Source organism: Mycolicibacterium parafortuitum (genome assembly GCF_002086815.1).
GTDB lineage: Bacteria > Actinomycetota > Actinomycetes > Mycobacteriales > Mycobacteriaceae > Mycobacterium > Mycobacterium parafortuitum.
This window is the reverse complement of record NZ_MVID01000003.1, coordinates 75,190-87,378: the sequence shown is the minus strand read 5'-3', so window position 1 is coordinate 87,378 and position 12,189 is coordinate 75,190. Positions and strand designations below refer to the sequence as shown.

Genomic DNA, 12,189 nt, shown 5'->3' with positions numbered 1-12,189 from the left:
CCCGACTGGTCCCGGTTGAGTCCGCGGATGCTTCTCGTGCACCCCGTGCACGAGGTGATCCGCCAGATCCCGGTGTTGGTCGGATCTCTCGTGCTCGGATCGGCCACCGGCAACCCGCTGTGGACGCTCGCCGGGGTCGTCCTGGTCGTCGGCTTCGGGCTGGCGCGCTGGTTCACCACCACCTACCGCATCGGCGCCGACGAGGTGCAGCTGCGCAGCGGGGTCCTGCGGCGGGTGGTGCTGTCGGTGCCGCGCAACCGAATCCGTTCGGTGTCCACCGACGCCCGGCTGCTGCACCGTCTGCTCGGGCTGACGGTGCTGCGGGTCAGCACCGGTCAGGAAGCGGCCGGCGACACGGTTTTCGAGCTCGACGCGGTGCCCGCGGGCGATGTGGCCGGGCTGCGGGCGGTGCTGCTGGCGGACTCGTCCGCGGTGCCCGATCACGAGGCCACCCCAGGTCGGGAACTGGCGCGTTGGCAGCCGTCGTGGCTTCGGTACAGCGCGTTGACCCCGACCGGCCTGGTCACGATCGCGGCGGTGGCCGGCGTGCTGTCGCAGGCGGGAGTGCTTCGGGCGCTGCGGGATTCGGCACTGGTGCGGACCGGGCAGGACGTGGTCGACGAGCTCGGGACCGCCGCCGCGGCGGTGTCCGCCGTGGCGGTGGTGCTGGTCGCGGCGGTCACGTTGTCGGTGACCCAGTCGCTGCTGACCTACGGCAATCTGGTGCTGCGCCGCGACACCGGACGCGACGCCGGTGTGCTGCAGCTGTCGCATGGTCTGGTGCGGGTGCGGGAACGCTCGTTCGACATGCGTCGGCTGCGCGGCGGCACGCTGCGGGAACCGATCCTGGTGCGGTTGTTCGGCGGAGCCCGCCTGGACGCCGTGATGACCGGCGTCACCGGCGCCGGCGAGGCGTCGCAGCTGCTCCCGCCGTGCCCGCGACCCACCGCCGAAGCGGTGCTGACCGATCTGATCGGCCGGCCCGACGCCGTCACCGGAGTACTGACCGGGCACGGGCCCGCCGCGACCCGACGGCGCTGGACCCGCGCGATGCTGCTGCCCGCCGCGGTCGCGGTGGGACTGGCCGTCTGGTCGGTGTCCGGCGGGGTCCCGGTGTGGGCGTGGGCGGCCACGGCGCTGACCGTTGCCGCGTGCGCGGCGCTGGCCGCCGACCGTGCCCGGTCGCTCGGGCACCGGGCCGGCGACGGCTGGCTGGTCGCCCGCGCGGGCAGCCTGCACCGCCGTCGCGACTGCGTGGCGTCCGCGGGCATCGTGGGCTGGACGGTGCGCCAGACGCTGCCGCAGCGCCGCGCCGGGGTCGCGACGCTGATCGCCGCGACCGCCGCGGGCGTCAAACGGTACGAGGTCATCGACGTACCCGCCGAGCAGGCCTGGGCCATCGCCGGGGCCACCTCGCCGTGGTTGTCGGCGACCCGGTGGGCGCAGGGCGGCGGGGGAACCGGCGGCGGCCACTAGCGGGGTACGACTTGCGTGCCGACGCGGGCCGTTTACTGTCGCACCATGGCGATCGGCGGGATCCTCTTCGACATCGACGGCGTGCTCGTGACGTCGTGGAAGCCGATCCCCGGTGCCGCCGAAACCCTGCAGACGTTGGCGGACAACCAGATCGCCTGTACCTACCTGACCAACACCACCACCCGGACCCGCGCCCAGATCGCCGAACTGCTCACCGAAGCCGGCATGGCGGTGCGCGCCGACGAGGTGGTCACCGCGGCGGTGCTGACAGCCGACTACGTGCGGGACCGCTACCCGGACGCGCGATGTTTCCTGGTCAACAGCGGCCAGATCGCCGAGGACATGCCGGGCATCGACATCGTCTACTCCAGCCAGTTCGACGGGCCGCGCGCCCCCGAGCCGCCGGACGTCGTACTGCTCGGCGGCGCGGGACCCGAGTACAGCCACCTGACGCTGTCCTGGGTCTACGACTGGATGGCGCAGGGCGTTCCGGTGGTCGCGATGCACCGCAGCACTGCGTGGACCACCACCGACGGGCTGCGCGTCGACACCGGCATGTACCTGATCGGGATGGAGAAGACGTCGGGCCGCAAGGCCACCGCGGTGGGTAAGCCCGCGCCGGAGGGCTTCTTGTCCGCGGCGACCCGGCTGGGCGTGGACCCCGAGGAGATGTACGTCGTCGGTGACGACCTCAACAACGATGTGCTGGCCGGTCAGGTGGTCGGCATGACCGGGGTGCTGGTGCGCACCGGCAAGTTCCGTCAGGACACGCTGGACCGCTGGGCGGCAGACGAATTCGCGATGCAGCCCAACCACGTCATCGACTCGGTGGCCGACCTGCCCGCGCTGCTCGGCCTGTGACGCGATGAGTTCCGCGCCCGCGGGCGGTCAGTCTGTGCATGACCGAAACCATGACTGTCGAAGCCACCGTCGAGGCTCCCGTGGCGGCGACGTTCGCGCTGCTCGCCGATCCCGCCAACCATGCCGCGATCGACGGCACCGGCTGGGTGCGTGAGGCACTCGACCCGGAACCGTTGGCCCGGGTCGAGCAGATGTTCCGGGTCGCGATGTACCACGACAACCATCCGGACGGACACTACGAGATGGCCAACAAGGTCATCGCGTTCGAGCAGGACCGCATCCTCGGCTGGGAACCCGGCCAGGCGGGTCCGGACGGGGTGGTCGGGTACGGCGGCTGGACGTGGCGCTATGACCTGGAACCGCTCGGCGCGACGCAGACGCGGGTCACCCTGACCTACGACTGGTCGGGTGTGCCCGCCGAACTGCGCGAACACATCGAGTTCCCGCCGTTTCCCGTCACGCATCTGGAGAACTCGCTGGACAACCTCGCGAAGCTCGCGGCCGGGTGATCTCAGCCGTTCGGCTGATGCTCTTCGGGCGACTCTGGTGCCTCATTGAGGGATGCGGAATCGGGGTGGACACGCCGTGGTGCTCGGCGCGAGCATGGCCGGGCTGTTGGCGGCGCGGGTACTGACGGAGTTCTTCGACCGGGTCAGCGTCGTCGACCGTGACGAGCTCGACGACAGCAGCGCACCGCGCCGCGGGGTGCCGCAGGCCCAGCAGCCGCACGTGATGCTGGCCCGGTGCGGGCAGATCATCGAAGAGCTGTTCCCGGGGGTCACCGGTGAGATCGTGGGCGCCGGGGCGCACCTGTGGCGGACCGGGGATCTATCCCAGCTCTACACGCGGTTCAACGGCCACCTCGTCACCCGGACGGGGCGTTTGGAAGACCCCGACATGCTGACCATCCTGTACGCGGGCCGCCCGTTCCTCGAATGTCACGTCCGCCGCCGCGTGCGCGCGCTGCCGACGGTGTCGTTCGTCGACCGGCACGACATCGACGCACTGACGTGGTCGGGGCAGGCCGTGACCGGTGTCCGGGTCACCGGACAGGCCGACCACCGCACCCACGACATCGCCGCCGACCTCGTCGTCGACGCCACCGGCCGGGGTTCGCGGACTCCGAACTTCTTGGAACAGCAGGGCCGTGCGCGGCCGCGTGAGGATCAGCTGACCGTGCACGTGAGTTACGCCAGCATGCGGGTGCGGATCCCCGACGGGCTGCTGCACGAGCTGCTGTTCATCGACATGCCCGAGCCCGGCCGGCCTCGCGGCTTCGCGATGAGCCGCTGCGAGGGCGACGAGTGGCACGTGATGGTCGGCACGCTGGGTCGGGACAACCGGCCGCCGGTCAGTGTGGACGAGTTTCACGCTCGCGCCGAGGAATTGATGCCCGCGCACGCCTACGCCGCGCTGCGGGCAGGGGAGCCGTTGGCCGACCTCGCGGTATACCGGTTCCCGGCGAGCCGGTGGCGGCGTTACGACAAGGTGCGGATGCCCGACGGGCTGTTGGTGACCGGCGACGCCGTCGCCAGCTTCAACCCGATCTACGGCCAGGGGATGACGCTGGCCGCCATCGACGCGGTGGCGCTCCGTGACTGCCTGCGCGGCGGTGATCGCGGGCTGTCCCGGCGTTTTCACCGGCAAACGGCCAAGGGCATCGGGATCGCCTGGCGCACAGCGGTCAACTCGGACCTGCTGTTGCCGGAAGTCGAGGGCCCGCGCCCACTGTCGACCAGGCTGTCGAATGCGTACATCGACCGGATCCTGTTGGCGTGTGAGACCGATGCGTGGGTGGACCAGCAGTTCCAGATGGTTTCCGGAATGTTGCAGCCGCCCAGTCGGTTACTGCGGCCCGCGATGCTGCGCCGGGTGTTCGCCGCGTCACGCGGCCGCCAGAACCTCAGTGCCGTGGAGGTTCCCGCTACGGCATGAGTGACAGCAGTAGCCGGACCAGTTCACCCTGCCGGTGGGTGTCGGTCTTCTGGTAGACGTGCTGCAGATGGGTTTTGACGGTGGCCAGCGACAGGATGAGCTCGTCGGCGACGGCTGCCAGGGCCTGCCCGCGGCCGATGCGCAGTGCCACCTCGGCCTCCGAGTCGGTCAACGAGAACAGCCGGCGCAGAAGCTGTTTGGGTGGTTCGCGGTGTACATCGGGGTCGACGACGATGACCAGTGCTCCCGGCTGAGCTGCGGTCGCCCCAGCAGGCATCACATGCACGATCAACGGTCGTGGTGAGGTCCTGCGGGCCACCCGCAAGGTGTCCGCGATGCGCGGCCCGGTCTCCCGCGCGGCCCGTGACACCGCGCGCCTGAGGTCGGTGTCCGACGCGGGCGACGACAGGTACAGGTGACCGGATCGGGTGAGAACCTCGGCGCTGCAACGTAACAGCGATTCCGCGGCGGTATTGGTATAGGTCAGGGTCATGTCGGCGGCGACGGTCATCGCCGGTGCGCCGACCGCGTCGGCCGGGTGGGTGCGCAGTGCGGCACGGTCTCGAAGCTCGGTCAGAAGATGCTCGGTGCGCAACGCCCGCTGCAGTTGCGGGACAAGGGCGTTGACCAGCCGCATGTTATCGGTGGTCGCGAACGGTTCGGCGCGCTTGCCCGCCACGACGAACGAGACCGTTTTCGGCCCGGCACTGACCCGGACGAACGCCCCGTCGTCGAGCGCGTACGGGCACATCCATTCCCCGTGGAACTCCGACCGAGGGTTGAGCGCGACCAACGTCTTTCCGTTGTGTACCAGCCCGGGCGCACTGCGTTCGACCGCCTCCAGCACGTAGTCGAACCGGCCGTAGTACTCGTCGTACGCCGCCATCGCCTCGCTGTCGGTGAAGCTGCAGCTCCTGACCGCCCGGCGCGGCCCGTCGGTCAGGACGAGGCCGGTCGCGTTGGCGTCCAGCGCGGTACGCACCACTGTCAGCGCATCAACCCACCGGTCCGGCTCGACGGCTGCGCTGTGCATCGCGGTGACCATCTGCGAGAACTGCTCGATCGCGACCATTTCACCCCCTCGCGAAGAGAGCCCTTCGGTGAATATAAGTCTGCGGCCGTCAATTGGCCAGAGATGGCGCAGGTCAGGCGGTCAGTTCACGCTGCAGCACGCGGATGGCGGCGATGCGCTCCTGCAGTTGCTCGCGTGTCGCGGCGGCCACCGGCGGCCCGCCGCAGCGCCTGCGCAACTCGTTGTGGATCCAGCCGTGCGGCCGCCCGGTGCGGTGGTGGGCCAGCGACACCAGCGTGTTGAGCTCGGTGCGCAACTCGCGGAGTTGCCCGTGCGTGGTCTTGGGCGGTTGCACCCCGGCCGCCGTGCGCTTCTGGAGTTGCTCATCCTGCCTGCGGCGCAACAGATCTCGCATTGACTCGGGGTCGAGCAGGCCGGGGATGCCGAGGTAGTCGGCCTCCTCGTCGCTGCCCGCGGGCGTCGCCGTGCCGAATGACGACCCGTCGAAGATCACCTGGTCGAGTTCGGCGTCGGCGCCGAGATACTCGACCTTCTTCTCCTCCTCGCCGGGTTCGTCGCGTTTCTGCTCGCGCAGCTCGGCGTCCAGCGGGTCCTCGAGCGGCTCGCGGTGCGGTTTGCCCAGCACGTGATTGCGCTGCGCCTCCATCTCGCTGGCCAGCATCAGCAGATTCGGCACCGACGGCAGGAAGATGCTGGCGGTCTCGCCGGGGCGCCGCGACCGCACGAAGCGGCCGATCGCCTGGGCGAAGAACAGCGGCGTCGACGCGCTCGTCGCGTACACCCCGACCGACAGCCGCGGCACGTCGACACCCTCGGACACCATGCGCACGGCCACCAGCCACTTCGACGTGTCCGCCGAATACTGGGCGATGCGGTCGGAGGCGCCCTTGTCGTCGGAGAGCACGACGGTCGGGTCTTCCCCGGTGAGTTTGAGCAGCAGCTTGGCGTACGCGCGCGCGGCGGTCTGGTCGGTGGCGATGATCATGCCGCCGGCGTCGGGGATGTGCTGGCGCAGGCCGTCCAGGCGCTTGTCCGCCGCGGCGATCACCGCGGGCATCCACTCGCCCTTCGGGTCGAGCGCCGACTTCCACGCCCGCGCGGTCTGCTCGGCGGTCAGGGGCTCGCCCAGACGGGCCGCGTGCTCCTCGCCGGCGCTGTCGCGCCAGCGCGCCTCGCCGGAGTACGCCATGAACATCACCGGGCGCACCACGCCGTCGGCCAGCGCGTCGGAGTAGCCGTAGGTGTGGTCGGCTTGGGATCGCTGGAACCCGTCGGGTCCGGTCTCGTAGTTGACGAACGGGATCGCGCTGTCGTCGCTGCGGAACGGCGTACCGGTCAGCGCGAGCCGGCGCGTCGCGTCGTCGAACGCCTCCCGGATCGCGTCGCCCCAGCTCTTGGCGTCGCCGCCGTGGTGGATCTCGTCGAACACCACGAGCGTCCTGCGGTTCTCGGTGCGCACCCGGTGCCGGGTCGGGTGGCTCGCGACCTGGGCGTAGGTGACGACGACGCCGTGGTACTCCGAGGACGTCTGCGAGTTCGAGTTGGAGAACTTCGGGTCCAGTGCGATGCCGTGCCGCGCGGCGGCCTGCGCCCACTGGATCTTCAGGTGTTCGGTCGGGACCACGATCGTGACGGCATCGACGGTGCCCTCGGCGAGCAGTTCGGAGACAATGCGCAGCGCGAAGGTGGTCTTACCGGCGCCGGGGGTCGCGACGGCGAGGAAGTCCCGGGGCTTGGCGGTCAGGTACTTGACCAGCGCGCGTCGCTGCCAGCCGCGCAACGCCTGGGTGCCGGGCCCGGAAGTGCCGGACGTGGGTGCTGGATCAGCCCGCACCCATGACTCCTCCCGACGAACTCGCCGCCGTTTCCGGCGGCGACCGGAATGCAGTCTAGGGCAACCGGTTCCGCGACCGCATCTCTGCGGCGTGTCCGGCGCGGCGTGTCCCGCGCGTGCTGCGGGTTTGCGTCCCTTCGGTCACTCGACCCAGTGGTTGTCGTGCTTGGCGAACCACTCGCGGCGTTCCTCGTCGGTGAGCTCACCGATGTGCGGCAGCCCCTCGAAGTAGTGCTCGCGCGGTGCACCGGGGGCGAACAGGATCAGGATGGACGCCGGCTCGTCGGCTTCGTTGCGGAAGCCGTGGATGCCGCCCGGCGGCACGTAGAGGAAGTCGCCGGTGTTCCCGTCCACCCACTCGGTGCCGTTGTACAGCGTCAGCGTTCCGGACAGCACGTAGAACGCCTCGGACATGCCGCGGTGGAAGTGCGGGCCCGGGCCGCCTCCGCGCGGTGCGATCTGCACCCGGTACAGGCCGTAGTCGCCGTCGGTGTCGGATTGGTCGGCCAGATAGTGGTACCGGATGTGTCCGAACGCGTCGTAGTTCGGCGGGGCGTCGGCGCGTTTGAGCCAAGCGCTCACCTCGGGTTCGTCGGCGGTGTAGCGCGGCGGCGGATAGGGCGGGACGACCAGCGACATCCCGCCAGTCTGCCGCGTCAGGCGCTGACCGGGACCGGGAACGTCACCTTCGTCAGCTCCTCGGACACAGCCCACAGCCGGCGCTGCTGAGCGAGGTCGTAGGACAGCGCGTTGGACGCGACGACGACCGGGTTGCCGCGCTGCTGGCCGATGCCGTCGGGACCGTAGTACTGGCCGCCGAGCACGCCGGGGTCGGTGGCCGCGCGCAGCGTCGGCAACGCACCGGCCGCCGCGCTCTGTGCGAGCAGCGCCGCGGCCCGGTTCACCGCGGGTTGCAGGGCCTGGGGCAGGTTGCGACCGAGCTCGGTGCTCGACGTACCGGGATGCGCAGCGACGGCGACCGTCGTCCCCCGGGGCGCCAGCCGGCGCTGCAGCTCGTAGGTGAACATCAGGTTGGCCAGCTTGGACTGCGAGTAGGCGCTCATCCGGTTGTAGCGGCGCTCCCACTGCAGATCGTCCCAGTGGATCGCGCCACCCATCTTGTGGCCGTTGCTGCTGACCGTGACGACCCGTGACCCGGGTACGTCGAGCATGGTCTCCAACAGCTGCCCGGTGAGCGCGAAATGACCGAGGTGGTTGGTGCCGAACTGCAGCTCGAACCCGTCGGCGGTGGTGGCCTTCGGTGTCGTCATCACGCCGGCGTTGTTGATCAGCAGGTCGATGCGCTCGAAGCGGGACTTGAGGTCACCGGCGGCCGCGGCGATCGACGCGAGCGAGGTCAGGTCGAGTTCCTGGACCTCGACGTCGCCGGTCATCCGGGCGGCGGCCTGCGCGCCTTTGCCGGTGTCGCGAACGGCGAGCACGACCCGTGCGCCGCGTGCGGCCAGCGCCTTTGCGGTCTCGAAGCCCAGCCCGGTGTTGGCGCCGGTGATCACCGCGGTGCGTCCGGTCTGGTCGGGGATGTCCGCGGTGGTCCAAGCGGTCCGGTCGGTCATGGTGCCTCCTCGTAGAATCATTGAAGCGGGGCAGCCGCCCCGGTTGATGCCGACTATACGGAACGACGGCCCCGTTTACTGTTCGCCAGGAGGGAAATCGTGACCCGACCCCTACGTGCCGATGCGGCGCGCAACCGGGCGCGGGTCCTCGAGGTCGCCTACGACACGTTCGCCGCCGAGGGGCTCGGCGTGCCGATCGACGAGATCGCCCGTCGCGCCGGCGTCGGCGCCGGGACGGTGTACCGGCATTTCCCGACCAAGGAGGCGCTCGTCGTCGCCGTGGCCGAGGATCGGGTGCGCCGCATCGTCGAGCACGCACAGGCCCTGCTGGCCGGCGAGGAACCCGGTGCCGCACTGTTCGTGTTCCTGCAGGACATGGTGCGCAGCGCGGCCGCCGACCACGGCCTGGTCGACGCACTGGTCGGCTACGGCCTCGACCTCGAGGTCGCCGCGCCGGGTGCCGAAGCGGCATTCCTGGCCGCGATCGGTGAGCTGCTGGACGCGGCGCAACGAGCGGGCACCGTCCGCGCGGACGTCGACGTCGCGGTGATCAAGGCGCTGCTGGTCGTGTGCAAGGTGCCCCAGGTCTACGGTGGCGAGATCTCGGAGCGCGTCGTGCAGGTCATCGAGGACGGCCTGCGGGCGCGATGAGGGCCCGACCCAACCTTGCACTCGCCCTGGTCGAGTGCTAAGAATGCAGTTGGCACTCGCGACCAGTGAGTGCTAGGTCGGGCCGGTGAGGCCGGGGCCGCATCTGCGAGCACAACCCCGGTCGTCCGTCGCGGGCATCGATTCCGACCGACAAGACGTGCATCCCCAATCCGGAGGAAACACTTCGCAATGGCCAAGACAATTGCGTATGACGAAGAGGCCCGCCGGGGCCTCGAGCGGGGCCTCAACGCCCTCGCAGACGCCGTAAAGGTGACGTTGGGCCCGAAGGGTCGCAACGTCGTGCTGGAGAAGAAGTGGGGCGCCCCCACGATCACCAACGATGGCGTGTCCATCGCCAAGGAGATCGAGCTGGAGGACCCGTACGAGAAGATCGGCGCTGAGCTGGTCAAAGAGGTCGCCAAGAAGACCGACGACGTCGCGGGCGACGGCACCACCACCGCCACCGTGCTCGCTCAGGCCCTGGTTCGCGAAGGTCTGCGCAACGTCGCAGCCGGCGCCAACCCGCTCGGCCTCAAGCGTGGCATCGAGAAGGCTGTCGAGGCTGTCACCCAGGGTCTGCTGAAGTCGGCCAAGGAGGTCGAGACCAAGGAGCAGATCGCTGCCACCGCCGCGATCTCCGCCGGCGACACCCAGATCGGCGAGCTCATCGCCGAGGCCATGGACAAGGTCGGCAACGAGGGTGTCATCACCGTCGAGGAGTCGAACACCTTCGGCCTGCAGCTGGAGCTCACCGAAGGCATGCGCTTCGACAAGGGCTACATCTCGGGTTACTTCGTGACCGACGCCGAGCGTCAGGAAGCCGTCCTGGAGGATCCCTACATTCTGCTGGTCAGCTCCAAGATCTCGACGGTCAAGGACCTGCTGCCGCTGCTGGAGAAGGTCATCCAGTCCGGCAAGCCGCTGCTGATCATCGCCGAGGACGTCGAGGGCGAAGCCCTGTCGACCCTGGTGGTCAACAAGATCCGTGGCACCTTCAAGTCCGTCGCCGTCAAGGCCCCGGGCTTCGGTGACCGCCGCAAGGCGATGCTGCAGGACATGGCGATCCTCACCGGTGGCCAGGTCATCAGCGAAGAGGTCGGCCTGTCCCTGGACACCGCTGACGTCAGCCTGCTGGGCACCGCCCGCAAGGTCGTCATCACCAAGGACGAGACCACCATCGTCGAGGGCGCCGGCGATGCCGACGCGATCCAGGGCCGTGTCGCCCAGATCCGTGCCGAGATCGAGAACAGCGACTCCGACTACGACCGCGAGAAGCTGCAGGAGCGCCTGGCCAAGCTGGCCGGCGGCGTTGCAGTCATCAAGGCCGGAGCTGCCACCGAGGTGGAGCTCAAGGAGCGCAAGCACCGCATCGAGGACGCCGTCCGCAACGCGAAGGCTGCTGTCGAAGAGGGCATCGTCGCCGGTGGCGGCGTGGCTCTGCTGCAGTCGGCTCCGGTGCTGGAGGACCTCGGCCTGACCGGTGACGAGGCCACCGGCGCCAACATCGTGCGTGTCGCGCTGTCGGCTCCGCTCAAGCAGATCGCCTTCAACGGTGGTCTGGAGCCCGGTGTCGTCGCCGAGAAGGTGTCCAACCTGCCCGCGGGTCACGGCCTCAACGCCGCGACCGGTGAGTACGAGGACCTGCTCAAGGCCGGCGTCGCTGACCCGGTGAAGGTGACCCGCTCGGCGCTGCAGAACGCAGCCTCGATCGCGGCGCTGTTCCTCACCACCGAGGCCGTCGTTGCCGACAAGCCGGAGAAGGCCGCCGCACCTGCGGGCGACCCGACCGGTGGCATGGGCGGTATGGACTTCTAAGTCCCCTTACGAAGAAGCCCCGGCGTTGCGTCAGCAGCGCCGGGGCTTTTCGTTATCCCCAATGTGGGTCCTGTGCACAGGATTGCGCCGAACAGCGTGCAGGAGGCCCACATTCGTCGGTGCGTGCGGCGACCGTCGCCGCATGGAACCCTTTGTCGGCAGTGCCGCGGTACGCGGTGGACGCATCACCCGTCGAGCGCTCGCACGCGATCATGTCGCCGTCTACCGCGACGTCTACCTCCCGCGGGACGTCGAACTCACCGCCCGGCTGCGCGCGGAGGCGGCCTGGCTGGCGACCGGGGCGACGCTGTGCGGGCTGTCGGCAGCCGCGGTCGTCGGCACGAAGTGGCTCGACGCGTGCCGGCCGGCCGACATCCTGCGCGCCGACCGGCATGCGCCGCGGGGGATCGCGGTGCATTCGTGGGACGTCTCGGCCGACGAGGTGTTCCTGTACGGCGGGGTGGACGCGACGATTCCTGCCCGCACGGCTTTCGATCTGGGCCGGACGCTGCCGGAGAACGACGCGATTCTGGTGCTCGACGCGCTGATGAACGCCACCCGCATATCCGCCGCAGAAGTTCACGCAATCGCCGCCGCGCACCCGAACACGCGTGGGACGACACGGTTACGACGCGTCCTCGACCTGGTCGACGGTGGCGCCGAGTCGCCGCAGGAGAGCCGGCTCCGGCTGATCCTGGTGCGGGCAGGGCTGCCGCGGCCCGAGACACAGATCTCGTTCCGGGACCTTCGGATCCGGGTCGACATGGGTTGGCGCGCCTGGAAAGTCGCCGTGGAGTACGACGGTGCCCACCATTGGATCGACCGACGACAGAGGGCATGGGATATCGACCGCATTGCACTGCTCGACGCGGCCGGCTGGTCGGTCGTCCGGGTCAGCAACGAGATGCTCAACCGGCCGGACGTGATCATCGACCGCGTACGTGCCAAGCTGCGCGTCGCCGGCTGCCCGGTCTGACGCAACTGTGGGTGCTGTGTACGCACATCAGCGG

At 69.7% G+C, this 12,189-nt stretch carries 11 protein-coding genes; 7 read left to right on the top strand and 4 right to left on the bottom strand.

Annotated elements, in window-relative coordinates; all coding sequences use genetic code 11:
• Window positions 1–27: 27 nt before the first annotated feature.
• From BST38_RS05215 to BST38_RS05200, 4 genes are read left to right on the top strand one after another with little or no spacing between them, the layout of a single operon-like run.
• Window positions 28–1,476 (top strand): PH domain-containing protein, encoded by a 1,449-nt coding sequence (locus BST38_RS05215; protein ID WP_181792099.1) that lies wholly within the window; start codon window positions 28–30, stop codon window positions 1,474–1,476.
• Between the two features lie 45 nt (window positions 1,477–1,521).
• Window positions 1,522–2,337 carry an HAD-IIA family hydrolase gene (locus BST38_RS05210; RefSeq protein ID WP_083142199.1) on the top strand — a complete coding sequence of 272 codons (816 nt, stop codon included), beginning with the start codon at window positions 1,522–1,524 and terminating at the stop codon, window positions 2,335–2,337.
• A 38-nt stretch (window positions 2,338–2,375) separates the two neighbouring features.
• A complete protein-coding gene (locus BST38_RS05205) occupies window positions 2,376–2,846 on the top strand; it encodes an SRPBCC family protein (protein ID WP_083142198.1) in 471 nt (156 codons plus the stop codon).
• Between the two features lie 52 nt (window positions 2,847–2,898).
• The gene (locus BST38_RS05200) at window positions 2,899–4,272 is read left to right on the top strand and encodes an FAD-dependent oxidoreductase (RefSeq protein ID WP_110781512.1); all 1,374 of its coding nucleotides are present in this window, start codon (window positions 2,899–2,901) and stop codon (window positions 4,270–4,272) included.
• On the opposite strand, the gene BST38_RS05195 is transcribed toward BST38_RS05200, so the two are convergent.
• The 4 genes from BST38_RS05195 to BST38_RS05180 all read right to left on the bottom strand — a co-directional run bounded on the left by BST38_RS05195 (window position 4,262) and on the right by BST38_RS05180 (window position 8,713).
• Window positions 4,262–5,344, bottom strand: a complete 1,083-nt coding sequence (locus tag BST38_RS05195) for a helix-turn-helix transcriptional regulator (RefSeq protein ID WP_237160673.1) — start codon at window positions 5,342–5,344, stop codon at window positions 4,262–4,264. The two genes, BST38_RS05200 and BST38_RS05195, sit on opposite strands and share 11 nt — an antisense overlap.
• 73 nt (window positions 5,345–5,417) lie before the next feature.
• The gene (locus BST38_RS05190; RefSeq protein ID WP_083142197.1) at window positions 5,418–7,139 is read right to left on the bottom strand and encodes a DEAD/DEAH box helicase; all 1,722 of its coding nucleotides are present in this window, start codon (window positions 7,137–7,139) and stop codon (window positions 5,418–5,420) included.
• A gap of 141 nt (window positions 7,140–7,280) precedes the next feature.
• Window positions 7,281–7,778: a cupin domain-containing protein gene (locus BST38_RS05185; protein WP_083142196.1), complete on the bottom strand. Its 498-nt coding sequence runs from the start codon at window positions 7,776–7,778 to the stop codon at window positions 7,281–7,283.
• A gap of 17 nt (window positions 7,779–7,795) precedes the next feature.
• Window positions 7,796–8,713: an SDR family NAD(P)-dependent oxidoreductase gene (locus BST38_RS05180; protein WP_083142195.1), complete on the bottom strand. Its 918-nt coding sequence runs from the start codon at window positions 8,711–8,713 to the stop codon at window positions 7,796–7,798.
• Window positions 8,714–8,812: 99 nt separating this feature from the next.
• Between BST38_RS05180 and BST38_RS05175 the strand changes: the two genes are divergently transcribed.
• The 3 genes from BST38_RS05175 (at window position 8,813) to BST38_RS05165 (ending at window position 12,155) form a co-directional block, all read left to right on the top strand.
• Window positions 8,813–9,364: a TetR/AcrR family transcriptional regulator gene (locus BST38_RS05175; protein ID WP_083142194.1), complete on the top strand. Its 552-nt coding sequence runs from the start codon at window positions 8,813–8,815 to the stop codon at window positions 9,362–9,364.
• Between the two features lie 189 nt (window positions 9,365–9,553).
• Entirely contained in the window at window positions 9,554–11,179 is a 1,626-nt protein-coding gene (groL, locus tag BST38_RS05170) for a chaperonin GroEL (RefSeq protein WP_083142193.1), read from the top strand.
• Between the two features lie 142 nt (window positions 11,180–11,321).
• Window positions 11,322–12,155: an endonuclease domain-containing protein gene (locus BST38_RS05165; protein ID WP_083142192.1), complete on the top strand. Its 834-nt coding sequence runs from the start codon at window positions 11,322–11,324 to the stop codon at window positions 12,153–12,155.
• Window positions 12,156–12,189: the final 34 nt, after the last annotated feature.